Below are 25325 nucleotides of genomic sequence, written 5' to 3'. Positions count from 1 at the left end.
TAGTTCTGCGACAATTAGTCAGACCTGGACGGATAGACGACGGTCGCGGAGCACAGGGAATGCTTCCCGGGTCTGCTCCACGAGGTCGAGGTCAATGTCCACAGTGAGTACGTCCTCGATCTCGCCCAGTTCACCCAGCACCTCGCCCGTCGGCGCGACGACCTGGCTATGGCCGCCCATCGTCAAGCCACGGTGGGTGCCGGCGGTGTTGCACTGCAGGACCCAGGCCTGATTCTCGACGGCGCGCGCGCGGCCGAGCAACCGCCAGTGCTCCACTCGCGGGAGCGGCCACGCGGCGGGGACGATGACGAGGCCAACCTCCCGATCACCAAGGAGACGGAAGAGCTCGGGGAACCTCAAGTCGTAACACGTGGCCAACCCGACGATGGTGGTGTCCCCGGCGAACGGCACGTCGGTCACTGCGAGCTGCTCTCCGGCCTCGAGCAACCGCGGCTCGCCGTCGCCGAACCCGAATCGATGGATTTTCCGGTATGTCACGCGAAGCTCACCGTCAGGCGCGAACAACAACGACGTGTTCCACAGCCCGCGACCCTCGGGGCCGAGAGCTTCTCCCTCGGCGGCCCGTTCGATGATCGACCCACCATGCAACCAAACCTCTCGTTCGCGGGCAACCTTCGCAAGACGTCGTACGATCGGTCCGTCGAGCGCCTCAGCCAACTCGGCCCAGGTGTCTGACGCGAATCCACCTTGCGCCCAAAGCTCCGGCAGAACAACTAGGTCGGCATCGGGCAACGACTCGATCTGGGTCGCGACCCTCTCGACGCGGTCTGTGAGGGTCTCGTCGTCTCCGTAGCCGACCTGGATCAGACTAACTCGCACGATCGAGCTCATGCGGGCTTCTCCTGCTTTGCCCCGTGGATGGCATTGTGGATCTTCTCGGGAGTGAGGGGCAGATCTCGCAGGACCACCCCGAACGGGCCGAGCGCATCGTTGACCGCGTTGAGGACAGCCGCAGGGGAGGCGATCAGTCCGGACTCGCCCATCCCCTTCACCCCGGACGCCGAGTGCGATGAGGGGGACTCGAGGTGGTGGATCTCGAACGGCGGCGCGACGTCCATGGTCGGCAGGCCATAGTCGAGGAACGTCGTGGCCAGCAGCTGCCCCGACTCGTCGTAGGCAAGCTCTTCGAACACCGCAGCGCCGATGCCCTGCACCACACCGCCACGGATCTGTCCCTCCACGATGTTCGGGTTGATCACGATCCCGCAGTCCTCCACGGAAAACACCTTCTCGAACCGGACAAGGCCAGTATCGGGATCGATCTCAACAACGATGGCATGTCCACCGTTGCTAAACATCGGACGCGAGGTGTCATACGCCAGCGTGGCCTCCAAGGTGGGATCGAAGCCCTCTGGCCACGCCGACATGTCGAAGTAGATCGACGTCGCAATCTCAGCGATCGTCATCATCTTGTCCGGCACACCCACCACTGATGCCTGTCCGTCGACGAGTTCGATGTCCTCGGGCGCTGCCTCGAGCAGATGCGCAGCGACCGCGCGGACTTTCTCCCGCACCACCCCCGCCGCCCGGGCCACCGCCCCACCGGCGATCACCGCCCCACGACTGCCCACCGTGCCTGACCCGTACGCGTGCGACGTCGACGTCGCGGTATGCACGACGACTTCCTCCACCTTGATGCCCAGCGCATCAGCAGCCATCTGCGCCATCGTTGTCGCCAAACCCTGGCCCTGCGCAGTGAGCCCGATCGTCACGGTTGCTGTCCCGTTCGGATCAAGACGAACAGTGGCCGTGTCGTGATACACGTCCCCGAGACCGTGTTCCTGACTCATCGCTGTCGACTCGCCGCTGCTCTCGACGAAGCAGCTCAGACCGAGTCCGAGATAGCGGCCCTCGGCGCGAGCCTTAGCCTGGCGTTCCAGGAAGGCGGGATAGTCAACCATCTCTTCGAGGGTGTCGATCGTCGCGAGCCAACTGCCCTCGTCGTAGACGATCCCCTGAGCGTTGGTCCACGGGAAGTCCCGCACCACGTTGTGTCGCCGGAATTCGAACGGTGACATACCCACCGCTCGCGCCGCGTCGTCGGCCAGGCACTCTCGCGCCAACGTCCCGGCCATGTAGCCCACGCCTCGGTAGGCGCCCACGGGGGTCTTGTTGGTCGCAACAGCGGTGTAGGAGTACTCGACCGCCGGGACGTCGTACATGCCAGATGGGGTCACCACAGCCGCGCACCACGGCTCAACGGCCATCGACCACGGTGGGGCGTGGTAGGCGCCTCCGTCGCCGAGAGCGTGAGTGCGCACGCCGGTGATTCGTCCGGTGGTATCGAGCGCATAGGAGATATCGACGAACTGCTCGTGCGCGTGAGTCCCGGCCATCAGGTTCTCCCGACGATCCTCCACCCACTTCACCGGCCGATCCGCAGCCCGCGCCAACAGCGGGAGCAGCATCTCCTCGACGTACACGTGGGCCTTCTGGCCGAACCCCCCTCCGGTGTCAGGGGTGATCACTTCGATCCCCTGCTCGGCGAAGCCGAGATACGCCGTGAGGCAGTAACGCAGGTAGTGCGGCATCTGAGTGCCCGTCCAGACCTTCAGCTGTCGCGATGCCCATTCATAGGAAGCAATCACACCGCGCGTCTCCATCGGCGCAGCGGAAACTCGGCACGTGTAAAAGCGACCCTGGACCACCTGGTCAGCCGCGTCGAACGCCCCAGCGACGTCGCCGTACGACGCGTCGCCCGTCAAGCCAACGTTGTCGGGTAGCTGGGTATTGGCGACAGCGGTGACGGCGGCTGAGTCGTCGGCGTTGACGACGACAGGCAGCTCCTCGAAGTCCCACGCGACGCGCTCCGCAGCGTCCTCTGCGGTGTATCGAGAGTCCGCGACGACCACGGCGACAGGCTCACCGACGTAGCACACCTCATCGCGGGCCAAGAGGGGCATGGTGGTCGGATTACAGCCAGGGACCGCGAACTCACCGACCAGTCCCTCGCATTGCTCCGCCGCCTCCGCGCCGGTCCAGACCAAGACGACCCCTGCGACATCGAGCGCTCCCGAGACGTCGATCCGGGTGATCCGAGCGTGGGCCACCGGGGATCGAACGAAGGCCGCGTGCAACTCCCCCGGCAACGTGACGTCCGCCAGAAACTGCCCACGGCCGCTCAACAGACGGGGGTCCTCCGACCGCAGCACGCGGGTTCCGATCGACCGTGCGGCAACTTTCGGGACCTCGCTGTGCTCGAGTGACTCATTCATCACTGGGCTCCTTCTGTTTCCGCGGCTGCAGCTTCCTGAACGGCCTCGACGATGGTCTGGTATCCGGTGCATCGGCACAGAGACCCCGATACGGTCTCCACGATCTCGTCCCTTGAAGGCGTCGGATTGTGCTCAAGGAGCGCGGTGGCTGACATCAGGAACCCTGCCGTGCAGAATCCACATTGCAGCCCGTGCTTGTTGCGGAACGCCTTCTGAAGCGGATTGAGCTCAGCTCCATCGGCGAGGCTCTCGACCGTTCGGATGCGACGACCATCGGCTTGTACTGCGAGCATCAGGCACGAACGCGTAGGGGCGTCATCAACGAGGACCGTGCACGCGCCGCAGACCCCGTGCTCACAACCAAGCTTGGTGCCGGTAAGCACGGCATCCTCACGGATGAAGTCCGCGAGTGTCTTGCGAGCTTCGACCACACCGCGGTAAGTACGACCGTTGATTGATACTGCGACGGGAAGGTGTTCCTCCGGTGTGGCAGTCATGTCAGGCTCCCTTGCTCAGGTCGGCAACAGTGCGGCGGACAAGGGCGCCAACCAGCCGTCGGCGGTAGTCGCTGCTGCCATGAATGTCGGATATCGGTTCCACCGTCGATGCTGCGACGGATTCGGCTCGCCTGCTCGTCTCATCCCCTGCCAGGGCTCCTTCGAGCGCCTCTTCGACCGCCCCGAGTCGGGTGACGGTGCCAACCGCGCCCCCGACGCTGACCCTCGCTCCCCGGATCTTGCCTTCGGTGATCTCGGCCGTGGCTGCGACGATGGCCAGGCCGTAGTCCCCGGCCTTGCGGGCGGTCTCCTGGAAGCTCCAGTGCCGGTCGTCCCGGGGAATCCGTACGGCGATCAGCACCTCGTCAGCAGCCATCGACGAGGTGAACGGCCCGGTGAAGAAGCTGTCGACGGGGATCGACCGTTCCCCCGCAGGACCCACGACGTCGACGACAGCGTCGAGGGCAAGCAGGACCGTCGGCCACTCGGCAGAGGGATCCGCGTGCGCGGTGCTGCCGCCGAAGGTGCCACGAGAGCGAATCTGGGGATGTGCGATGAAACGCGCGGCAGTCGGGAGCATGGGCAGAGCCGCGAGCAGCGCGGCGGAGTGTTCGACCGCGTCGTGGGTCACTCTGGCTCCGATCCGGATCTCCGTATCGCCCACGTCGATACGCTGCAGACCGGACACGTTGCGCAGGTCGACAAGCACGCTCGGTCCGGCAAGACGCATGGCCAGCAGAGGCATCAGGCTCTGACCGCCGGCGACCACCTTCGCATCGGGCTCCTCGGCGAGGAGTTGGACGACGTCGGCAAGGTTGTCCGGCGCGATGTACTTGAACTTCGGTGGCTTCACATCGACTCCTCTTCGGCGCTTCGACCAGTCCTTGTCAGCGGCCGACCGAATGGGCGATGGCGGAGGCATAGCCCGCGGCGAACACGCTGATCAGTGCTGCAGCGACGGCGATCAGAGTGGCTCCGACCGGGATCCCCTTCGTCCACGACATTCCCTTGGCGAGTGCCAGCACGTCGAGAACCTCATCGTCCGCCCGACGGGTGTTGGCCGCCGAACGGGACGGCGCTGCGGGAATTGCGGGCTCGGTGGTGGCAGTTGACACGGGGGCAGGCGCAGATGCGGTGCCACCACTCTCAGCCGCGACCATCTCCTGCAGCCGGTCAGCGAAAAGACCCATCAGGGCGCCGCTGACGTCCGCAAGGACGCCACGACCGAATTGGGCGACCTTGCCGGTCAGAGCAAGTTCAGTCTCGACGAGTACACGGGTTCCCGTGCCGTTCGGGGTGAGCGTGGCGGTCACAGTCGCGGTCGCATCGCCTTGACCGCGAGCGTCCTTGCCACGGGCGAGCAAGACCGCGCGGTGAGCGGCGGTATCCAGCTCGGTGAACTGTGCCACGCCCTTGTACTGCGCCGTGATCGGCCCGACCTTGATCTTGGCTTGGCCGACGAAGTCGTCGCCTTCCTTGCCCGTGATCGACGCTCCGGGGAGGCAGGGGGCGACCTTCTCGAGATCCGTCAACAGGGTCCAGGTCTGCTCAGTCGGCAGAGCCACCTCGAACTCGTTCAGCAACTTCATCGTCTTCCACTCCTCGGTCTGACCCCTGCATCGGGGAAATTTCTGTCACCACCGGCCACAGCCGATCGCTGGTTTTTGATTGGGCGTCACGCCCAGGTATGCGCGCTACGGCACCTTTGGTAAGCCGAACCGGTACTCGGGAGCACCAGGCGGGAAATCGCCGCCTTGCTGAAGAACGGCCGCCATCGCCCGCACCTTGGCAAGGTAAGCGCGACCGAGCGCCAACTGCCCTGACTCCCAAGCGGGAAGTGCCTCGGCAAGGTTGCCGCTGGCACTTTCGAGGTGGGTGGCGAGACTCCATGCGTCCGAGGCCGCCTTGGCGGCACCCGCAGCGGCGTGTGGACGCGGTGTAATTGCTGCGTCTCCGATCAGCACGATGTTGCCGAAGGCCATCTGGTCGATCTCGGCGTCCGAGACGATTGTTACGAACGGTCTTGCGGCCGCTGTGATGAGTTCACGGAACGGGCCATCGAGCTCGCGAGAGGCACGGTTCCGGAACTCGGCAAGGTTCTTCTCGGCAAGAACGTCGAAGTGCACCGAGACCGACCGGCGCTTACCTTCGGAGCACGTCAGCAACGCGTCGAGGTCTGCTCCCTCGGAGACATTCCAGTACCACTGGAAGTTGAGTCTCGAATTGCCAGTCAGCCGACCGTCCGAATCGGCCTGTGGGATCGGGTAGGCGATGATGTGGCTGTCAGGCAGCAGACCGTAGCTGAAGGTGTCTTGAAAGAACTCCCATGTGGCCTCGGACACCTCGTCTCGGTCCACCATTCCCCGCCACGTCACGTAGCCAGCGTAAGTCGGTTTCACGCCGAGCAGCGCTGACCGGGCGACCGAGCCACCACCGTCTGAACAGACAACCAGGTCTGCCGTCGCTGCCGGACCCTCCACGAACTCGATGATCGGTCCGGCCTCGGTCTGCCGCACCCGGTCGAGCGCACGCCCGAGGTGATAGCGCTCGGTCCCGAAGGCGTCGAGCAACTTGCGGTAGACCGCATTGTAGGCCGTGAAGCGCCACCCTGCGTCGACCTCACCTCGCAGCCTCGAGGTCGACGCGTCGTAGTAGCGCATCGACGAACTGGGCACGCTCACGTCGTCCAGCGTAGACCCAGCCCTTTCGAGCAAATAGCGGACAAGCTCGGGCTGCACGACGATGCCCGTCCCAAACCCCGACAGCAATTGCGGGGTGCGCTCGTACACATCGACTTCGCACCCGATGTCGCGCAGTAGGTTCGCCGCTGTGAGTCCTCCGATCGAACCACCGATCACCGCCACCTTTGGCATGCCCATGATTGTCCTCCTTCCGTTGGCTTCGTCCGTCGATCAATCAGTTGTCGCGCAGCGGCATCGCGATCGGACGCAGTGGCGATCCGCTCGCGCCGCGAAGTCGGATAGGGGCCGCAATCAGGCAGAACTCGCTGATGTCGTCCCGTGACAGCTCCTCGAGGTTCGCGAGCTCGATCATCGGTACGCCAGCCTCGGCCAGGAAGTGGCAGTGCCCCGGGAGCCAGTTGTCCTCGTGCTGTGACGGCCCGACCTCGACGCATTCCTGGTCCGCGGCGATGGCCGAAATGCCCTGGCCGGTCAGCCAGTTGGCCGCCTCGAGTCCGAGTCCCGGTGGGTTTCCGAGAACCTTCGACCCTTCGGGCCAGTAACGCATGCGGCCGGTGCGTACGAAGGCGACGTCGCCGGGCTCCAGCGTGAGGCCGGCGTCAGCCAGAGCCTTCTGGCAGTCCTCGACGGTGATCGCGTAGCTGTCGGGCAAGCAGTCGACGCCTTTGCTCTTCGCGATGTCGAGGAGGATGCCACGGGTGATGATCGGCGGGATGACTTCCGCCCCGCCCTTGACCCAACCGCGGCTGCCGAGGTGCTCGTCGGCCTTGAAGTTGTTGTAGATCTGGCCATCGACACCGAAGTGGTTGAGCGCGTCGATGTGCGTACCAGTGTGGGTGTACATGAACACGACATCCCCGGAGTAGCAGACGTGGCGGTTACGCGCCTCGCCTACGCCATTGAGGTTGTCGACGACCGTGCCCTCCGGCGTGTGGCTCATGAAGATCTGATAACCGGGGTCGCCGGCCGCCTGAAAGCTGGGCATGCCGACGAAGTAATCGATGCTCAGGTCGTAGCTCCGTGTGCCGTCGACCCTGGCGAGCACGGCAGCCGACTTCGCCGGGGTCAGATGGTTGAGCGCACCGAGCTCGTCCTCGGGACCCCAGGGACTCGTCGTGACCTTGATGTCCGCCCGCTGACCCATCAGACTTCTTCTCGTACGAAGTCGACGACGGCGCGCTCGGCCAACTTGGGCTTGAGCTTGGCGACGACCTCGAGGTGGAACTCGTCAACGGAGTAGCGCTGCAGGTCGTCCCAGGACTCGAAGTCGTTGATGAGGACGCCACTGAAGGGCTGACCGTTGTCGCCCGGATCACCCTCATGGGCGCCGAGCTCCCAGTACTTGATGTACGGGTACGGCTCGCGCAGGGTGTTCAGCAGGTCGATGACCTCGTCGTTGCTGTGACCCTCGGCCACACGCCAGGAAAAGACGTGGCGAATCATGGGCTACTCCTAGTCGTACGATTGATGTCGCGCTGGTATCGCGCTGCGTCAGTCTCGGATTCAGAAGCCCTAATCGGCTCTTCATGCTCCGACAAGATCGCCACCACGTTTGTCGGAATGGTGAAGGTGCCAACCGACGGCGGAGTACGACGATGGGCGCATGAGCACCGATCAGCGCCACGCACCACTCTTCGAGCCGATCCAGGTGGGCCCGAAGACGTTCCGAAACCGATTCTACGTAGCCCCGCACTGCTCCGGTCTCGGCGTCGAGTACCCGGGTGCGCAGGCCTACCTACGTGGCATGCGTGCGGAAGGCGGCTGGGCGGCGGTCAACACCGAGTACTGCGCGGTGGACGCCGAGAGTGACGACGCCCCGTGGGTCCAAGCGCGGCTCATCGACCGGCGCGACGAGGCGAACCTCCGCCTGATGGTCGAGCGAGTCCACGAGTTCGATGCCCTCGCCGGCGTTCAGCTCGTGTACATGGGGGCCGACCACACGGGGTTCGTGACGCGACTTCCCGCAGGCGGGCCGTCGCAGGTGACCAGCGCGATGTCCGGTCATTCCTGCTACGCGCTGGACAAGCGCGACATCCGGCGCATCCAGAAGTCCTATGTCGACGCGGCAGTCCGGGCTCGCGATGTCGGCTTCGACCTGGTGCAGGTCGCTGCCCGCGAGGGCTTCTCCCTCCCACTCCAGTTCTTGTGGCGCTACTGGAACCACCGAACCGACGAGTATGGCGGCTCGATCGAGAACCGCACCCGGTTCTGGCGCGAGACCATCGAGCAGGTCAGGGAGGCGGTCGGTGACGACTGCGCGATCGTCGGCGGCTTCTGCCTCGACTCCTTCAACGACGAGTCCGAGCGTGCGTTCAAAGTCAACGAGGACGGCGTCGCCGTCGTCGAGCTGCTCGACGACCTCGTCGACCTGTGGGACATGCAGGTCGGACACTTGGAGGACGACGTCAGCTCCTCACGGTTCTTCGAGCCGTTCTGGCAGCGCAGTTACATCGAGCAGGTCCGTCCGTACGCGAAAAAGCCGATCGTTGCCGTCGGCCGGTTCACCGACCCGGAGCTGATGGCCAAGGCCGTCAAAGACGGTGTCATCGACATCATCGGCGCTGCCCGACCGGCCATCGCCGATCCGTTCATCCCTACGAAGATCAAGGAGGGTCGCGGCGACGACATCCGCGAGTGCATCGGTTGCAACATCTGCGTCTCCCGATTCAACAATGGCGGCGGACGGATCGTGTGCACCCAGAACGCGACCGTCGGTGAGGAGTACCGCCGCGGCTGGCACCCCGAGCGGTTCAACACCCCTGACGAGGTGAAGAAGCCGATCCTCGTCGTCGGCGCCGGCCCAGCTGGCATGGAGTGCGCTCGGGTCCTTGGCGAGCGCGGTTTCGAGAACGTTCATCTGGTCGAGGCCGCTCCGGAGATCGGTGGCCACGTGAACTGGGTCTCCCGGCTGCCGGGCTTGCTGACCTGGCGCCGGGTGGTGGAGTACCGCGAGTCGCAGCTGGCGAAGCTGGACAACGTCACCGTGATCACCAACCAGGCGATGGGCGTCGAGGACGTCCTGGAGTACGGCGCTGAGACCGTCGTCGTCGCCACTGGCGCCACCTGGGACCCAACCGGAACGAACCCGATCACGCACGTCCCGATTGACGGGGTGGAGGAGTACCACGAGATGGTGTTCACTCCGGAGTCGATCATGGTGGACAACCGCGAGGTCCCCGGCGAATCCGTGGTCGTCTACGACTGCGACGGCTACTACATGGGTTCCAGCATCGCGGAGAAGCTCGCTCTAGACGGCAAGCAGGTCACCCTGATCTGTCCGGCGGACCAGGTCGGCTCATACCTCTTCTTCACCGACGAGGGTGGGCACGTGATGCACTCCCTTCTCTCGCTCGGAGTGGATATCGTCCCAAGCCACGTCGTGGCTTCGATTCGGCATGGCGAGGTCCTGGGACACCACAGCTACCATGCGGAACGGACGCGGACATGGGCCGCAGACAGCGTCGTGCTCGTCACTCAACGCCGTTCGCGCACCGATCTCTACTCCGACCTCGTTGAGGACATCGATCGCCTCCGTGCCAACGACATCGAGCAGGTACTTCGGATCGGCGACTGCGTCGAGCCCCGGGTCATCGCGGAGTCAGTCTTCGACGGGCACCGCTTGGCCCGTGAGATCGACGGCCCTGACCCGGCAGTCCCGCTTCCCTTCATCCGCGAGCAGCGGATCCTCGGTTGGCGCGAGGACGACTATGACAACGAGCTCACTCACAAGCTCCTGCCGTTGACACCTGTCTCCCGCACCGCCGTGACGGACCCTGCGCGATGACCCGGGGGATGAGCGCCAGGCACAAACGTACACGCTAGCCAGTACGACCGAGCGGCGGCCGCTCGGTCGTACTGGCTAGCGTGCGCCTTCTCGGCCAAGGCAGCTGCGCCCGGATCCGGGCCCGATGCACGCGCTGGACAGTGTGTCGGCGGTGACTCGGTGGTCCGTACGTCAACAGGATCGGCGCGTGCCACCAGGGTGGTCGTCATCAACGCCTGAGCCACGCGATTCCATGCACGCACCAAGGTTCGCGGTTGCGATGAGGCGGACTGGTGGGCATTGACCTCAACAGTTGCCTTTCCCCTATGGTCTCAGGCCCCGGGCCTCAACGAAGCAAGTGCGCCCGCGAGACGAGCGACCTCATCCAGCATCGCCTTCGCCGCGGCGTCCAGCCGCGCGTCCGAACAGAACACGTCGTCCTCGTCGATACGGGCACCCGAGTCGGGGATAGAGACGGCCTCCAGCGCGGGAACCATGCGTAGGGCGGCTAGGACCGGCTTGAGCGCGGCAACAGATCGCAGCCCAGCGGACACACCGCCGTACGAGACCAACCCGACCGGCTTATCGCCCCACTCGAGGAAGAGGTAGTCCAGCGCATTCTTGAGCGCGGCCGGGAAGGAGTGGTTGTACTCCGGCGTGACGAACAAGAAGGCGTCCGCTCGATCGACCGTCGCGCTCCATGCCTTGGTATGCGGCTGGGTGTACTGCTGCAGGCGCGGGTGATGAGGCTCGTCGAGGATCGGGAGGCCGACCGAGGCCAGGTCGACTACCTCCACCTCGAAGCCACGGTGGTCGGCGGCGAGCCCGCGAATCCAAGCGGCGACGGCGGTTCCACGGCGCCCGGGACGCGTGCTGGCAATGATGATCTGGAGCGTGGGTCGGGACATGGTGGTGTTCTCCTCTTTGGTGGCAGTGGTCAAACTCAAGGCGTCGCGGCCGGTGTCCTGGCCATGGTTAGTGGCCTCTGGCTCAGCCTCGACCCGGGTCCAGTCGGTATCGCAGACCAGAACGTCAAAGCTGACGCGAGCTCCGACCTTGGCCGCGATGCTTGCGCCCATCTGGCCGGATCCGCCGATACCGACCTGCGGTCGCGGACGTCCTCTCGCACGACATGGAGCGGACTGGGTGGAATCCGCCGGCCGCGGTTGTCACAACGACTTCGAACGTGTCCGCGGCCGGCGGAGATCGGGTCAACGGAACGCCGGGTGGCCCGTCATCGCCTGGCCTACGACCAGGGTGTGCATCTCGACTGTGCCCTCGTACGTCAACACCGACTCCAGGTTGTTGGCGTGGCGGATGACGGGATACTCGAGCGAGATGCCATTGGCACCGAGGATGGTGCGCGCGGTGCGACAGATCTCGATGGCCTCGCGGACGTTGTTGAGTTTGCCGAGGCTGACCTGCTCGGGCCTGAGCCGGCCAGCATCCTTACGGCGGCCCAGTTGAAGTGCCAGGAGTACGCCCTTGGTGTACTCGAGGTTCATGTCGACGAGCTTCTGCTGGGTGAGTTGGAAGGCCGAGATCGGCTTGCCGAACTGGATGCGCTGGTTCGCGTAGTCCAGAGCCGCCTCGAGCGAGGAGCGCGCGGCGCCCATGGCCCCCCACACGATCCCGTAGCGAGCCTCGTTGAGGCACGACAGCGGGCCCTTCAGACCCCGCACCTCGGGGAGCGCTGCGGACTCCGGCAGGCGGACGCCCTCGAGCACGATCTCGCCGGTCACCGACGCCCGCAGCGACTGCTTGTGCTTGATCTCCGGGGCGCTGAACCCGGGGGTCACCGTCGGCACGACGAAGCCGCGCACTCCCTCGTCGGTCTGCGCCCACACCACGGCTACGTCGGCGACCGACGAGTTGGTGATCCACATCTTCCGGCCGTCGAGCACCCAGTCGTCGCCGTCGCGGCGCGCGCGCGTCCGCATGCTGCCGGGGTCGGAGCCTGCGTCTGGCTCTGTGAGGCCGAAGCAGCCGATCGCGTCACCAGCAGCCATCTGGGGAAGCCACTCCTGCTTCTGCTCCTCCGAGCCCCAGCGCCAGATCGCGAACATGGCGAGCGATCCTTGGACGGATACCAGCGACCGGATTCCGGAGTCACTCGCCTCGAGCTCGAGGCAGGCCAGGCCGTAGTCGGTTGCCGACATGCCGGCGCAGCCGTAGTCCTCCAGGTGCATGCCGAGCAGGCCGAGAGAACCGAGTTCCTTGGTGAGGCCGCGGATGTCGTCGATGGCGCCGCGCTCGAACCAGTCGGCAACGTACGGATCGATCCGCTCGGCGCACAGCTGTCGCACCGAGGCACGCACCGCCTTCTCGTCGTCGGTCAGCAGGTCGTCGATCCCAGCGGGGTCGAGCGGCTCGAAGGGCGGCAGAGTGGTCGGGGTGCTCATCGCGGGTTCTCCTGGGTGCTCAACATGGTTCGGACGACGTCGTTGTGCTCGCCCAGTGCGGGCGGAGCGGTGTAAGCGGTCACAGGAGTGGCCGAGAAGGTAAGGGGGCTTCGTACCTGACGGGATCGTCCCTCCCCCACATCGACGGTGGGCTCGAGGCCGAGCCGCGCGGCGAGCTCGAAGCCGTCAGCGACCGTGCCAACTTTGCCAACCGGGAGGCCGACTCTCGAGAGGCGCTCGACCCAGGAGTCCACGGTGTCGGTGGCAAGGACTTCCTCGAGCTGCCCGACGAGTGCCTCACGATGAGCGACCCGGTCGCCGTTGCGGGCGAAGCGCGGATCCTCGCTCAGCTCCGGCCGGCCGACGGCAATCGCGAGTCGCGTGAACTGGTTGTCGTTGCCACAGCAGACCGCGACGTGACCGTCCTCGGCGCGCAGAGTTTCGTAAGGCGCGATCGAGGGATGCTGATTGCCCATTGCGACGGGCACAGTTCCAGTCGTGAGGTACCCCGAGGCTTGGTTGGCCAAGGACCCGAGGAGGCTTGAGAGAAGGTTGACCTCGACGTGCTGGCCGTGCCCGATCACGTCCCGGACACGGAGAGCGGCCAGGATGCCGGCGATGGCGTCCTTTGATGTGAGGACGTCGACGAGCGCGACGCCGGCCTTGGTCGGCTCATCCGGCCGCCCGGTGATGCTCATCAGGCCCCCGACTGCCTGGACGAGGAAGTCGTACCCGGCCAGGTCTGCGCCCTCCTTGCTGCCGAATCCGGAGATCGAGGCGTAGATGACGCCCGGGTTGCGGGAGGAGACAGCGTCGTACCCGAGGTCGTAGCGTTCGAGCGATCCGGTCTTGAAGTTCTCGATGAGGATGTCGCACCGCCGCGCGAGTTCCTGCGCGATCGCAAGGTCAGCTGGGTCAGCGAGGTCCAGCTCGACCGACTTCTTCGAACGGTTGGCGGACTCGAAGTAGGAGCTGGACGTTCCGTCGGGTGTTGCAGTCCAAGGCGGCCCCCAATGACGGGTGTCGTCGCCCGATCCAGGACGCTCGACCTTGATCACCTCGGCACCGAGATCGGCGAGCGTTGCTGCGGCCAGCGGTCCGGCGAGGACTCGGCTGAAGTCAGCGACCATCAGCCCTTCGAGAGGACGGGTCATGACCGGTGTCCGTTCACGCGACGCGGGAGATGCCAGGGGTTCCCTGCTTGCGCCTCCGGGGGAAGCCAACCATCGTGCACTGACTGGTAGGTCACCGGACGTACGAATCGGGCCAGACCCGCCGCGCCCACCGAGGTCGACGCCGGTGCAGAAGTCGACGGCCACGGGCCACCGTGCTGCTGGGCCCAGGTGAACGCGACGCCGGTCGGCCACTCATCGACCACCACGCGTCCGACATTGCCACTGAGGAGGCCGATGATCTGCGGCGCCTGGTCGTCGCCGGCACCGCCTGTGAAGACGCTGGCTGCGAGCGAGGCCTGAAGTCGGCGGAGAACGTCCGCGAGCTCGCGCTCGTCTTCGTACTCACAGACCAGGACGACGGCTCCAAAGGTCTCCTCGAGCAGACGGCTGCCGGCACGGAGGACTGCGGTGGGGGCGGTCAACACCGCGGCCGGGGCAGACCAGGCGTGCTCGCCTGAAGGCAGTCCCGCAACCACCTCGGCGCCGGCATCGACCATGGCCGAGATCCCGGAGCCGACTGCGTCGGCAATTGCCTCAGTGAGCATCACCGGCTCCGGACCCGCCTCACGCAGGGCATTTGCCACGGCAGCCGCCGCACTCGAACCCGCGGGAGCGAGGAGCAACCCGGGCTTAGTGCAGAACTGACCATTGCCCAACGTGAAGGACCCGACGAAACCCTTCGCGACGGCGTCGATGTCAGCCGCACCCTGGCGAGTGACGACCACCGGGTTGACCGTGCCCATCTCGGCGTACACCGGAATGACGATCTCGCGCTCGTTGGCGATCCGCCACAGGGCTAGACCGCCGGCCTGGGAACCGGTGAACCCAACGGCGGTGACCTCCGGCGCCTTGACGAGATCGATCCCGGTCTGGTGCCCACTGACCACTGTGAAGATCCCACGCGGTGCACCGGCGGCGGCGAGCGCCTCTCGGGCGATGTCGGCCTGGCGCATCGACAACCCGACATGCGCAGGATGTGCCTTGGCGACCACCGGGCAGCCGGCGGCGAGGGCAGACGCGGTGTCGTTGCCAAGGACGCTGAACGCGAACGGGAAGTTGCTGGCGCCGAAGACCGCGACAGGGCCGAGCGGGCGGTTGACCCTCACGAGGCCCGGCGTCGTCGCGGTCGGCTCGTCGACGGTGACGTCGAGGTATGACCCCTCGATCGCGACGTCGGCGTAGAAGCGCAGTTGCTCGGCAGCTCGCGTGACCTCACCGGTCAGCCTCTCTAGACCCAATGCTGTTTCATGGTCGGCAAGTCGGGCAAGCTCGTCGCGGTGCGACTCGAGGGCGTCGGCAACGGCGTAGAGCCACGTACGTCGCTCGGCCGGGCTGGTCGCCACCAGGTGTGGAGCGACATCTGCCGCCGCTTTCAGGACCGAGCGGAGCTGATCGATGCTCGTGTCGGCGACGGAGGCGACGACAGCCCCCGTTCGCGGGTCATGTGACATCACGCTCATCCGACGCTCCGGACGGCGTCGACGAGGACATCGACCGCCTCATCGAGGAGGTCGAAGGGGATCACGAGCGGAGGCAGCAGCCGGATGACGTTGCCGTAGGTGCCACACAGCAGGGTGAGGACGCCCTGCTGGTGGCAGCGCTCGACCACGGCCTTCGCGACCTCTGGCGCCGGGTCCGATGTGCCGGGCTTCACGAATTCCATGGCCAGCATTGCGCCGCGCCCGCGGACCTCTCCGACCACGGAGATCGGGGTCACGAGCTCCTCGAGCTGCGGGAGGACCCGCTCCTCGATCTCGCGCGCCCGGGCGACGAGGTTCTCGGTCTCGATGACTTCGAGGGCGCCGAGTGCAGCGGCGCATGCGACCGGATTGCCGGAGTACGTCCCGCCGAGGCCACCGGCGGCGACGGCGTCCATGATCTCCGCACGTCCTGTGACAGCGGCAAGGGGCATGCCACCCGCGAGAGCCTTTGCGGTCGTGATCAGGTCGGGAACGACGCCCTCGTGCTCGCAGGCGAACATTGCACCGGTGCGGGCGAGACCGGTCTGGATCTCGTCGGCGACGAAGACGATGCCGTTTTCGTTGGCGAACTCTTGGACGGCTTTGAGGTATCCCGGGGGCGGTACGATGAATCCACCCTCTCCCTGGATCGGCTCAGCCACGATCGCGGCGACGTTGGTAATGCCGATCTGGGTGGTCACGATGTCCTTCAGCGTCGCGAACGCCTCTTCGGCGGCGCGCTCAGGACCGGATGGCCAGCGATAGGGGTATGGCGAGGGGACCCGGTAGACCTCCGGCGCGAACGGTCCGAAGCCCTGCTTGTACGGGACGTTCTTCGAGGTCATCGCCATCGTCAGGTTGGTCCTGCCGTGGTAGGCGTGACCTAGCGCGACCACCGCCGGACGACCGGTGGCCGTGCGGGCGATCTTGATCGCGTTCTCGACGGCCTCGGCTCCGGTGCTGAACAACGCGGTCTTCTTAGCGTGATCGCCGGGAGTGAGCCGGTTGAGTGCAGCGGCGACGTCGACGAAGCCGTCGTACTCGGTGACAAGGAAGCAGGTGTGCGTGAACCGCTCCGCCTGGTCGGCGATCCGCTTCGTCACCGCGGGGTGGGCCGCGCCGACGGAGGTGACCGCGATCCCGGAGGCCAAGTCGATGATGTGGTTGCCGTCGACGTCAACCAGGACGCCCCCACCGGCGCGGTCGATGAAGACCGGCATCGTCGTGCCGAGTCCGTCGGCCAGTTCAGCCTTCCGCTGCGCCTGTCGCGCCAGCGATCGGGGACCCGGGATAGCCGTGGCCAGGATGCGTCGCTGTTCCGGCATCGACATTTCCTACCTCCATCAGATCGTGAACTCCGACCGTAGGAGACGTACAGCCAGTCTGTCTTTTGACGAAACCGACCAATATCCGTGGCTGTTCATCAGATTCCAGAGTGATGTTGCCGCCTCTGTCCGAGACGACCTGTCGGTTGCACTGCAGGTCGCTGACTTGATGGGACAAGCCCGATCAGGTGGATCTCACCCTGGAGAACCAGCGGGACCTTCGACGCCCACGGTGATCTGCAAGGTCCGATGCGCCTCAACAGGGCGGTGCTGGAGCTACCGTGGCAGGCGTCGACTTCTCCTCGGGAACGACACCTCCTGGGTCGGCGGCGCATCGCCGCGCCAGGGCGGTCGGAAACCGAACAGGGCCGCTCCCGTCGCGCCAACTCAGCCTCCTCCACGGGCCATGCGCGCGCCCGGCAGCAAGCCTGGCAGGCGAACCGACCCTTACCGAACTCAGTAATGCCGCGAACGAGTTTGCGGGATAGCCACAAATCCTCAGACTGTGACGGCTCTCATACTTCCCCAACTGAGCAACCCCTCACAAGGAGAAGAAATGACATCGAACGCCGCGGAACAAGCTCCGGATGACCATGAAGAACTCAGCGGACTCCAGCAGGGGACGCTGAGCCTGCCCAAAGCTCTCGGCCTCGCCGTCGTCACGTTCAGCCCCGTACTCATGGCGGCCACTGCGCCCGCACTAGCCGGCGTGGTCGCCGGCCCTACCGCCTGGCTCTCCGTACTGGCCGGGACAGTCCTCGTCACCTTCATCGGCCTGGCGATCGTTCCGTTCGCCCGGAGATACGTGGTGTCCGGCGCGCTGTATTCCTACATCGGTCACGAGCTCGGCTCGAAGGCGAGCACGGTCGCAGGGGCGTCCCTGGCCGTAGGCTATGCCGCCGGGGTGATCGTCTGCCTGCAGGTCTTCGGCGTCTACTCGGGGAGCTTCATCGCCACCGTCTTCGACCTCCCAGCCGCGAACGGCCTGGGCGGACAGACGATCATGTGGATCCTGGCCATGGTGAGTGTCGCTTGGTTCGCGATCCGCGGGCTGGACACCTCCACCCGTCTGAGCATCGGACTGCTCTTCGTCTCCGCACCCATCGTTGCGATCGTCCTGATTGCCAACGTCTTCACGGCGGGATACAACTTCTCCGAGCAGTTCGCCTTCGGTGAGTTCACCTTCAGCGGATTCGTCTTTGGCATCGTTCTGTCGGCTACCTTCTTCGTGGGCTTCGAGTCGAGCGCCGCCACAGCCCTGGAAACCAAGAACCCGATGCGCACCATCCCGCGGCTCATGACGATGGTGCCGCTGATCGTTGGCAGCGTGGGTATTGTGGCCACCCTTCTCTCCGTGCCCGTCCTGCCGGACATCGCCGACGCGACCGCGACGGGCGAGTCCCCGCTCTCCGCGATGGCAAGCAACGCCGGACTTGGGTTGCTGGCTCCGGTCGCGGATCTGTTTCTGGCCGTCACCTGCTATGCCGTAGTCCTGGGCTTCATGAATTACGCTCCCCGCGTGTGGGCCACGATGGCCGTTGATGGCATGCTGCCGAAGTACCTGGGCCACGTCGACGAGAAACATCGCACACCGGTGCGCGCGATCGTCCTCATTGCTGTGCTGGCCACTATCGTTCCCATCGCGTTGTCTGCGTTCAGCGGCGGCACGCCGCTCGAGGTCTACGCCCACGTTGCCACATTGTTCCCGTACTACTGGGTCATTCCTTACGTGCTCATCTGCGTCGGCGCCATCGTCATGATGACCCGCAGGCGCGAGCTGAGCGCAACTACTGTCGTCGTCGCCGTCATTGGCGGGGCCGGCTTCGGCTACGTGTGGCTGAGTGCCGTGCTGAATCCCACGGGCACCTCGTACGACGCGATGACCTGGGCCGCTCCCATCACCATCGCCTTGGCGCTGCTGGTGGTCGTTCCCATCCGGATGAAGTTCAACCGCCGCCCCGTCGACGTCCGGCCCGAGGTTCCCACGGATCGGGTCGACTGAACCCGGATCGACGCACTCGTGCTCACAGCGGATTCCACCCCGGCGCCGACACAGGTGGCGCTCCCGGGCCTAGGCTTTCGGGACCCGCGCCCGGTTTCGTCCCGTGCGTAAATAGGCGGGTCTGGCCCTAGCCGTAATATTCAGAAAGGCATCGCCGATCTCTCGGCCAGTCGAAGTTCCCCGCTTGCAACCTGGGCTGGTCGAGACCGAAGGAGTCATCAGCCGCCAGCGAAGTGTCGGCGGGCATGAGCGAAGGTGGCCAGTTCACAGCCGCGGCGGGTGATCGCGGCGTTGCATGGGCTGGCCACCACTCGGGTCGTACTTGAGGTGGTCCTTGCCAGAGATCAGGGTTGGGTGGCGGGCTCGATGGTCAAACGGGCGTGGCCATCTGGTTGACCTCGCAGACTCGTTCCTAGCCGGAACCGAGGACCTTGATCCGACAGATCACTCGGCGGCCGTGGCTCAGATTCGTGGTGAGATTGCCGGCGGCCTTCGCCCGGGGCACCTTGGCGACCTCGGGTAAAGCTCCTCACAGACAATCTGACAGGACCACGGAGCTCGACTCCCTGACCCCGGTCCTTCATGTGGCTGTACGTCTTGGCCTCGCGCCAAGATGAGGTCCGGGTAATGGCTGTGCGCGTGGATCAGCGTCGGCTGGCGCTGACGGGCTGCGGTTCTCCGGTGCCTGGGATCGCGGCGAAGGCGGCGATCAGGACGCTGGCCCAGGGCACGTGTCGGGGATCTTGAGGATCAGGCGACGTCCGGTTCGGATCAGTCGGGCGGTCACGTGCAGGATTCGGTAGCGCATGGCCTCAGGTTCGAACTTCCCGACTGTCCTCGAGTGCGAGCAGCCACAGCCGCGTGGCCAGGTCAACCGCGATCGCGGTGAGTATCAGCCGGGTCTGGTTGACGGTGAACTCGCGCGATAGGAAATAGTCCAGGCCTGTGCCTTTGGCCTGGCTGCTCCTTCCTTCTCACTGTGGGTGACCACCACGGTGGCATCGACATCGGGGACCACCACATCACCGGCCAGCTCTCCTCCGGCGGCCTTCGACGCTGGCAACCCGCCGAACCGGTGCGCCTCAGACATAGAAATGAACCCTGGCCGGGCCCGGGCGGTCTGATTCTTCTTCAATTTCACCGGGCTGACCTTGTCCAGCGCCCGCGCCAGCGTGGCCGGAGAAACGACCGCACCGAGGACGCGATATTGGTGGCGCAGCACGTCGATGTCCGCGATCGCCTCACCACATCAGCGATCATCACCGCCACATCGGGCCAGGACCCGGCCCCGGTCATGCCCAGGAGTGAACATGCGCCGCGCCATCTCCGTCGAGAGTTGCGCGGTCAGGCCGCGACCCGACCCACGAGTTGCCGCGGCGCGACCGCGCCGATGTGCGACACCAAGCCCGGCTCACCACCGTTGACCGACAGACCAGCGGACCACGAAGTGCGCACCACCTACCGAGTGCCTTCCATGCGGCGACCTGGGACCTTGGACAAGTCCAAGTCTTCCCCGCTCAGAGGGCACTTCGTTGTTTCTGCGCCCCGATCACGCCGCCGTGTCGTGAACGATCCGGGCGAAGCCGACGGTATCGATTCCCAGTGTGCAGGAACCACCGGGATTGGCCGACGCATAAACGGCCATTCCCCTACGCGCGACCCTGCGTAATCAAGCACGTGGAAACTTTCGGTGGGATCGCCTCGATCATGCCGAAAGCTGTGGATCGACCGTGCTCACTCGCTAGCCAGTCACCTGCAATCTCCACCCGGCTATTGAACGAATGATTCCCGGCCCCTGCCGTTCGAACGGGAATAGAAGTCCATCTACCCTGCCACACTAATCCACGCTTTGGATCAAGCGCACCTATGCGTCCGCGTCGGCGTCGGCGTCGCCGAACGCGACCGACGCCGGAACACCCCATGCCAGAACCATCGCGACCATCGCTTCGACAGGCTCGTAATCCGCTTCGTTGCCGACATCCGGCTCACCGTTCTCGTCTCGCATTGTTCACATCCTTCACATGGCTCTGGCTCGCGTGACGATCTTCAAATACGGACCGATGCCGGAAGATACAGTTCACTTCGCCACCTAACCGACAGGTTCCGAGTGCTTAGGCTCATCTCCTCGAGGCCCGCTCCTGAGAACTCGCGTGCGCCCTGCGCCACAATGTCTCCGGGGTAACGGGCACCTTGGTCGTTCGGACCCCCTCACCGAATGCGTCGTCGATGGCGCCCGCTACGGCGGCGCCTACAGCGATGATGCCGACCTCTCCGAGCCCCTTCGCCCCAAAGGGATTGTTAGGAGTCGGCGCGTCCTCGGTCATGAAGAAGTCGACGTCCGGAACGTCCAACGACGTTGGCAACAGATAGTCCATGAAAGATGTTGCAAGCGGTTGGCCAGACTCGTCGTATACGAACTCCTCGTACAAGGCGCCACCAATACCCTGAGCTGCCGCGCCCACCACTTGGCCGCGTGTCGTCATCGGGTTGATCGCATGCCCAGCCTCGGTGCTGGTAAAGAAGCGACGCAACGTATGTCCGCCGGTGCCTGGATCGATCTCGACCTGGACCAAAGTGACGCCGTACGGGTAGTTCATGTGGTTGTCCAAGTACACCGCCTGGGCACCCAGTCCAGGCTGGTCTCCCGCCAGACGCGCGGACCATCCGTCCCAGCGTCCAGCGATCTCCGCGAGGCTCATCCCTTCATGAGCGGCGCCGGCGACACGAATGTGGCCATCGTCGAGGACGAGGTCTTCGACGTTTGCCTCAAGCATGTCCGCCGCGAGCCGCTTCGCCTTCTCCAGGGTGTCGAGTGCCGCTTGACGCGCGGCTCCGCCCGCGAGGACCGTGGACCGGCTCGACCAGGAACCAACTCCCTCCGGCACCAGCTCCGTGTCGCCGTGCACGACGTCGATGAGCTCTGGGTCCACTTGGAGTTCCTCAGCGACGATCTGGGCCAGCACCGTCTCGATGCCTTGGCCGACCGAGGAAGCTCCCGTTCGAACTCTGATACGCCCCGACGCGTCGACATCCACCGCGCCGGTCTCGTAGAGCCCGAGTCCGGCCTTGTCCATCAGTATCCCGATTCCGTTGCCTACCAGGCGCCCCTGGGCACGGAGGTCTTCAGCCTCCTGCAGCCAGGCTGCGTAGTCTGCCGCTTCGAGCGCCTGCTCCAGATGCTTCACCACGTCCCCGGAGTCGAAGTGGTAGGGCTCGAAACAGATGTCCATGCCGGGCTTGAACGGAAGGTCCGACTCGGTCAACAGGTTGCGTCGGCGGATCTCCACACGCGAGAGACCCAGCTCTTGGGCTGCCTGGTCCAGCAGTCGCTCTCGCGCAAACGTGCCCTCAAACCTTCCCGGCGCTCGGTAGGCGGATAGGGGCGTCTTGTTCGAGTGCACGACATGCAGGACACCGTCATAGACCGGGACCCGATAGGGGCCAGGCACCATGCCGACAGTGATGTCACTGACAAGCGGCTCGGCCTGCCGCATGAACGCACCGTGGTTGTGCCAGATCTCGTCGGTCAGTGCAAGGATTCGACCCTCGGCATCAAAGGCGGCCGACATCTCGTGCACCTGCTCCCGGGCATGAGCGTTGGCCACCATGTGTTCTAGGCGGTCTTCGGTCCACTTCACCGGCCGACCAAGATTCAAGGCCGCCCATCCGACCATGATGTACTCAGGAAACACGCCGCCCTTCACCCCGAAACTGCCGCCAATGTCGACGTGCTTCATGCGCAGATCGGCGAGCGGCAGTCCCAGCACCTCTGCGATCAGTCGCTGGCAGTCGTGGGTGTGTACGGGCCCCCACATAAACAGCTGCTTGCGGCCGCGGTCGGGCTCAGCGACGCAACCGCGCGTCTCCATGGGCACTCCGGAGTGTCGCCCCGTGACGTATCGACCCTTCACCACGTGCGCCGCTTCGGCAAAAGCCTTCTCCGAGTCACCGTAGGACTTCACGATCCGCACGGACTCGTTGCTGCAACCGTCGAAGAGCGGCTCGGCCTCGTCAGACATAGCGTGTTGCGGGTCCAGCACGGGGGGCAGAAGCTCGTAATCAACCTCCACCAACCCGGCGGCGTCCTCGGCCAAGTACGCGGTGTCAGCAATGACCGCTGCCACAGGCTGACCGACGTAACGCACACGATCCGAGGCGAAGACGGGGTGGAGGTAGTCGTCAATCTGCGGGTATACCTCGTGGTACCCAATCTGCTCCAGCGGGACGTGAGCCGAGATGTCGTCCGCAGTGATCACCAAGCGAACACCCGGCGCTCGACTCGCCTCGGCAACATTGACCGACAAAATGCGGGCGTGAGCCTCGCTGGACCTCACCACGCTCAGGTAAAGCTGACCGTGCAGATCGACATCGTCGATGAAGCGTGCCTCACCCCGAAGCAGACGCGGGTCCTCGCGACGCCGCACTGATTTGCCCACGTATCGCTTTGCCGAGGCGCCCAGTCCGCCTGAAGCTCCGGGTTTGCTCACGATTCGTCCTAACTCTGGTCCGATGTGCCGGGACGCCAGTGTCGCCCCAAGCAGTCGCACGTCACTGCTTCCTGGACGGAAAAAGCACGCCTCCGGTTGCGCAGAACATGTAGATCCCATGCCGCGTGATGCTCTACGCAGCAGCTCAGCGGCGGCTCATTGCTCAATGGGCGTCAAACAATCGGATCGGATTCGCGGAAGATGTAGACCCTGAACGGCCAAGGGCTAGGGAGGATGCGGGGCAAACGAGATTGGAGACGAGATGACAACTGTGACTCAGCAAACGCCCACACCCGAGCAGGAGATGCTGAACTGGGGCCGCCTACTCATGGACGGCCTGCCCTTCGCCGACTTGATCGCCGCCCGTGACCGGGACCCCGACGTCACTTGGTTCGACTACTGGATGCAGCGGTCGGACGAGTATGAAGCCATGGGCGACGCCGCCCTTGCCGGTGGGCACTCGATCACCGCTGGGTACTGGTTCTGGGTCGGCTCCATGGCAGCGCAGTATGCGCAGTTCTTGTGGTTCGACGAGCGGCGACCGCGGGGACAGAAGCGCAAGGCTGAGCTCTACCACCGCGCCGCGCCTCTCCTGGATCCGCCGGCTCTGCGGGTCGACCTGCCCATCGACCAAACGACCATCATCGGTTACCTGCGTCTTCCCAAGGGAGCCGAGGGCCCGGTGCCATGCGCGGTGCTGCTAGGAGGACTGGAAAGCACCAAGGAGGAGAGCTACCTCTTCGAGAACCTCCTCCTCGAGCGCGGCATCGCGACCTTCACCTTCGATGGTCCTGGTCAGGGCGAGATGTTCGACGACGTTGCACTCGCCGGAGACTACGAGCGATACACTTCGCGGATCCTTGACCACCTGGTGACCCTGACCGACACCATTGCCAGTGACCGCATCGGCGTCGTCGGCCGGAGCCTCGGCGGACACTACGCGCTCCGCGCGGCCTCCATGGACGATCGATTCCGTGCCTGCGTATCGTGGGGCGGCTTCGTGCAGATGGATGACTGGGACTTCGAGTACCCGATGACGAAGCTGAGTTGGAAGTACGTCACCAAGTCCCCTGATCTCAAGACTGCGCAAGCCCGGGTACGTGATGCCATCGACGTGCGCCCCGTGCTCTCCGGCCTCACCGTCCCAACCTACGTGCTGCATGGTGCCAAGGACGAGACGCCGATCAGCGAAGTGGAACTGCTGCGCAAGTACGCAGTCAATGCCCCCCTCGTGATCGACATTGAGCCCGAGGGCGATCACTGCTGCCACAACCTCGGTCCCGCCCCACGACTGCGAATGGCGGACTGGGTGGCTGACCAGTTGACCCACTGAGCCGATCCGCGCCGTCTCTGGCAATCAGCGCGGGGCCGACCACACCCATCTCACCGCAGCCAAGGCTGCACCGACGAAAGGATCTACGATGGACGAGATCAAGGCAGTTGAGTCCGCGAGCGTCGAACTGGAGACATGGCAGCCTGACGGCGTCACCATCTTGAGTGGTGATCCCGCTGGTCGCGGCTTCACCCTTTTCGAAAACTTCGAGAACGGTGCGCGCGGCACCGGCGTTTTCGAGTGCGACCCCTCCAAGACGACGTACAAGCTCGAATACAACGAGATCATCTACGTCCTCGAGGGCGAGGTTACGATCGAGCTGGAGAATGGGTCCAAGGTCGACCTCCAGCCGGGCATGCAGGCATTCCTGCCAGCCGGCCACACATCCACCTGGACGTTCCACACCAAATTCCGCGAGGTATGGATCCTGGCGGACTGATCGGCGTCCACGGCTCGGTCCCGCGTACTCGCACTCACCTACGGCAGGGCGACGACGCGGGACCGAGAGAGTTTTCGCTCGAACCAGAAACGCACCGACAACCCCACCCGTGCTTCTCGAGGGCACGGCACTGAGCCCAGACTCCCCCACTCGATCGACCCCCGACGCCGTCGCCTGTGGCGGCGTTTGGTGTGACGGATCTCGAGAGACTTTGTCCAACCGCACGCGACCAGTTTTCAGCGTCGAGGTCGACCATATGGCGTACGAGCGCCGTTGCTGAAGATCGCTATGGCAGCGGCATACGCCGAGTGGCTTCCATCATCGGATCGAAACGTTCAGGCCACGAGATCGTGTCGAAGTAGATGGGACCAGCCACCTTGGCAGCGGAGGTCGCAATGTCGGGCGCCGTGACAGATGCTTGACCGCGAACTGCTGCCTCGCGAATGCTTTGCCGCCACTAATTCGCGCGTTCTCCCGCTCCTACCACCGCGGTGCGGGCGAGGG

The 25325-nt window shown here is 65.0% G+C and carries 20 protein-coding genes; 4 read left to right on the top strand and 16 right to left on the bottom strand.

Features of this window, described 5'->3' with window-relative positions:
• Positions 1–18: 18 nt before the first annotated feature.
• From ACFX43_RS05935 to ACFX43_RS05900, 8 genes are all read right to left on the bottom strand, one after another.
• Complete coding sequence (locus ACFX43_RS05935) at positions 19–852, bottom strand: carbon-nitrogen family hydrolase (protein WP_378818171.1); 834 nt, start codon at positions 850–852, stop codon at positions 19–21.
• Positions 849–3236 carry a xanthine dehydrogenase family protein molybdopterin-binding subunit gene (locus tag ACFX43_RS05930; RefSeq protein WP_378818168.1) on the bottom strand — a complete coding sequence of 796 codons (2388 nt, stop codon included), beginning with the start codon at positions 3234–3236 and terminating at the stop codon, positions 849–851. Before ACFX43_RS05930 ends, ACFX43_RS05935 begins: the two co-directional genes overlap by 4 nt.
• Complete coding sequence (locus ACFX43_RS05925; RefSeq protein ID WP_378818165.1) at positions 3236–3733, bottom strand: (2Fe-2S)-binding protein; 498 nt, start codon at positions 3731–3733, stop codon at positions 3236–3238. The genes ACFX43_RS05930 and ACFX43_RS05925 overlap by 1 nt, the downstream gene beginning before the upstream one ends.
• A 1-nt stretch (position 3734) precedes the next feature.
• Positions 3735–4586: an FAD binding domain-containing protein gene (locus tag ACFX43_RS05920; protein ID WP_378818162.1), complete on the bottom strand. Its 852-nt coding sequence runs from the start codon at positions 4584–4586 to the stop codon at positions 3735–3737.
• A gap of 34 nt (positions 4587–4620) precedes the next feature.
• Positions 4621–5322: an SRPBCC family protein gene (locus ACFX43_RS05915; protein ID WP_378818160.1), complete on the bottom strand. Its 702-nt coding sequence runs from the start codon at positions 5320–5322 to the stop codon at positions 4621–4623.
• A gap of 105 nt (positions 5323–5427) precedes the next feature.
• Positions 5428–6612, bottom strand: coding sequence for an NAD-binding protein (locus ACFX43_RS05910; protein WP_378818157.1), 1185 nt, complete (start codon positions 6610–6612; stop codon positions 5428–5430).
• A gap of 37 nt (positions 6613–6649) precedes the next feature.
• A complete protein-coding gene (locus ACFX43_RS05905; RefSeq protein WP_378818154.1) occupies positions 6650–7579 on the bottom strand; it encodes a cyclase family protein in 930 nt (309 codons plus the stop codon).
• Positions 7579–7878 (bottom strand): Dabb family protein, encoded by a 300-nt coding sequence (locus ACFX43_RS05900; protein WP_378818151.1) that lies wholly within the window; start codon positions 7876–7878, stop codon positions 7579–7581. Before ACFX43_RS05900 ends, ACFX43_RS05905 begins: the two co-directional genes overlap by 1 nt.
• Positions 7879–8038: 160 nt before the next feature.
• On the opposite strand from ACFX43_RS05900, the gene ACFX43_RS05895 reads away from it, so the two are divergent.
• Positions 8039–10219 (top strand): FAD-dependent oxidoreductase, encoded by a 2181-nt coding sequence (locus ACFX43_RS05895; protein ID WP_378818148.1) that lies wholly within the window; start codon positions 8039–8041, stop codon positions 10217–10219.
• Positions 10220–10530: 311 nt separating this feature from the next.
• Here ACFX43_RS05895 and ACFX43_RS05890 read toward each other — a convergent pair whose 3' ends face one another.
• The 5 genes from ACFX43_RS05890 to gabT all read right to left on the bottom strand — a co-directional run bounded on the left by ACFX43_RS05890 (position 10531) and on the right by gabT (position 16566).
• Positions 10531–11277, bottom strand: coding sequence for an NADPH-dependent FMN reductase (locus tag ACFX43_RS05890; protein ID WP_378818145.1), 747 nt, complete (start codon positions 11275–11277; stop codon positions 10531–10533).
• Positions 11278–11409: 132 nt separating this feature from the next.
• On the bottom strand, positions 11410–12600 hold the full coding sequence (locus ACFX43_RS05885; protein WP_378818142.1) for an acyl-CoA dehydrogenase family protein: 1191 nt from the start codon (positions 12598–12600) through the stop codon (positions 11410–11412).
• The gene (locus ACFX43_RS05880; RefSeq protein ID WP_378818139.1) at positions 12597–13754 is read right to left on the bottom strand and encodes a CaiB/BaiF CoA transferase family protein; all 1158 of its coding nucleotides are present in this window, start codon (positions 13752–13754) and stop codon (positions 12597–12599) included. The genes ACFX43_RS05885 and ACFX43_RS05880 overlap by 4 nt, the downstream gene beginning before the upstream one ends.
• Positions 13751–15226 (bottom strand): aldehyde dehydrogenase family protein, encoded by a 1476-nt coding sequence (locus ACFX43_RS05875; protein ID WP_378818136.1) that lies wholly within the window; start codon positions 15224–15226, stop codon positions 13751–13753. Before ACFX43_RS05875 ends, ACFX43_RS05880 begins: the two co-directional genes overlap by 4 nt.
• A 5-nt stretch (positions 15227–15231) precedes the next feature.
• The gene (gene gabT, locus ACFX43_RS05870) at positions 15232–16566 is read right to left on the bottom strand and encodes a 4-aminobutyrate--2-oxoglutarate transaminase (protein WP_378818133.1); all 1335 of its coding nucleotides are present in this window, start codon (positions 16564–16566) and stop codon (positions 15232–15234) included.
• 550 nt (positions 16567–17116) lie between these two features.
• Here gabT and ACFX43_RS05865 point away from each other — a divergent pair.
• Entirely contained in the window at positions 17117–18562 is a 1446-nt protein-coding gene (locus tag ACFX43_RS05865) for an APC family permease (protein WP_378818131.1), read from the top strand.
• A gap of 892 nt (positions 18563–19454) precedes the next feature.
• Here ACFX43_RS05865 and ACFX43_RS05860 read toward each other — a convergent pair.
• From ACFX43_RS05860 to ACFX43_RS05850, 3 genes are all read right to left on the bottom strand, one after another.
• Complete coding sequence (locus tag ACFX43_RS05860; RefSeq protein WP_378818128.1) at positions 19455–19784, bottom strand: hypothetical protein; 330 nt, start codon at positions 19782–19784, stop codon at positions 19455–19457.
• Between the two features lie 642 nt (positions 19785–20426).
• Entirely contained in the window at positions 20427–20567 is a 141-nt protein-coding gene (locus ACFX43_RS05855; RefSeq protein WP_378818125.1) for a hypothetical protein, read from the bottom strand.
• A 112-nt stretch (positions 20568–20679) separates the two neighbouring features.
• Positions 20680–23049: a xanthine dehydrogenase family protein molybdopterin-binding subunit gene (locus ACFX43_RS05850; protein WP_378818122.1), complete on the bottom strand. Its 2370-nt coding sequence runs from the start codon at positions 23047–23049 to the stop codon at positions 20680–20682.
• A 262-nt stretch (positions 23050–23311) separates the two neighbouring features.
• On the opposite strand from ACFX43_RS05850, the gene ACFX43_RS05845 reads away from it, so the two are divergent.
• Together ACFX43_RS05845 and ACFX43_RS05840 are read left to right on the top strand one after the other, a co-directional pair.
• Positions 23312–24382 carry an alpha/beta hydrolase family protein gene (locus ACFX43_RS05845; protein ID WP_378818119.1) on the top strand — a complete coding sequence of 357 codons (1071 nt, stop codon included), beginning with the start codon at positions 23312–23314 and terminating at the stop codon, positions 24380–24382.
• A gap of 88 nt (positions 24383–24470) precedes the next feature.
• Entirely contained in the window at positions 24471–24821 is a 351-nt protein-coding gene (locus ACFX43_RS05840) for a cupin domain-containing protein (protein ID WP_378818116.1), read from the top strand.
• The last annotated feature ends 504 nt before the right edge of the window (positions 24822–25325 follow it).

The sequence above is a fragment of the Nocardioides sp. YIM B13467 genome (assembly GCF_042788075.1).
Lineage (GTDB): Bacteria > Actinomycetota > Actinomycetes > Propionibacteriales > Nocardioidaceae > Nocardioides.
The sequence above is the reverse complement of the archived record's forward strand: the minus strand, read 5'-3'. Positions and strand labels throughout refer to the sequence as shown.

Coding starts and splice junctions, on each gene's coding strand:
- ACFX43_RS05905 (WP_378818154.1), bottom strand. CDS start 7,579: ATGGGTCAGCGGGCGGACATCAAGGTCACGACGAGTCCCTGGGGTCCC.
- ACFX43_RS05900 (WP_378818151.1), bottom strand. CDS start 7,878: ATGATTCGCCACGTCTTTTCCTGGCGTGTGGCCGAGGGTCACAGCAAC.
- ACFX43_RS05915 (WP_378818160.1), bottom strand. CDS start 5,322: ATGAAGTTGCTGAACGAGTTCGAGGTGGCTCTGCCGACTGAGCAGACC.
- ACFX43_RS05925 (WP_378818165.1), bottom strand. CDS start 3,733: ATGACTGCCACACCGGAGGAACACCTTCCCGTCGCAGTATCAATCAAC.
- ACFX43_RS05930 (WP_378818168.1), bottom strand. CDS start 3,236: ATGAATGAGTCACTCGAGCACAGCGAGGTCCCGAAAGTTGCCGCACGG.
- ACFX43_RS05935 (WP_378818171.1), bottom strand. CDS start 852: ATGAGCTCGATCGTGCGAGTTAGTCTGATCCAGGTCGGCTACGGAGAC.
- ACFX43_RS05865 (WP_378818131.1), top strand. CDS start 17,117: ATGACATCGAACGCCGCGGAACAAGCTCCGGATGACCATGAAGAACTC.
- ACFX43_RS05840 (WP_378818116.1), top strand. CDS start 24,471: ATGGACGAGATCAAGGCAGTTGAGTCCGCGAGCGTCGAACTGGAGACA.
- ACFX43_RS05890 (WP_378818145.1), bottom strand. CDS start 11,277: ATGGGCGCAAGCATCGCGGCCAAGGTCGGAGCTCGCGTCAGCTTTGAC.
- ACFX43_RS05885 (WP_378818142.1), bottom strand. CDS start 12,600: ATGAGCACCCCGACCACTCTGCCGCCCTTCGAGCCGCTCGACCCCGCT.
- ACFX43_RS05845 (WP_378818119.1), top strand. CDS start 23,312: ATGACAACTGTGACTCAGCAAACGCCCACACCCGAGCAGGAGATGCTG.
- gabT (WP_378818133.1), bottom strand. CDS start 16,566: ATGTCGATGCCGGAACAGCGACGCATCCTGGCCACGGCTATCCCGGGT.
- ACFX43_RS05880 (WP_378818139.1), bottom strand. CDS start 13,754: ATGACCCGTCCTCTCGAAGGGCTGATGGTCGCTGACTTCAGCCGAGTC.
- ACFX43_RS05910 (WP_378818157.1), bottom strand. CDS start 6,612: ATGGGCATGCCAAAGGTGGCGGTGATCGGTGGTTCGATCGGAGGACTC.
- ACFX43_RS05855 (WP_378818125.1), bottom strand. CDS start 20,567: ATGCGAGACGAGAACGGTGAGCCGGATGTCGGCAACGAAGCGGATTAC.
- ACFX43_RS05875 (WP_378818136.1), bottom strand. CDS start 15,226: ATGTCACATGACCCGCGAACGGGGGCTGTCGTCGCCTCCGTCGCCGAC.
- ACFX43_RS05895 (WP_378818148.1), top strand. CDS start 8,039: ATGAGCACCGATCAGCGCCACGCACCACTCTTCGAGCCGATCCAGGTG.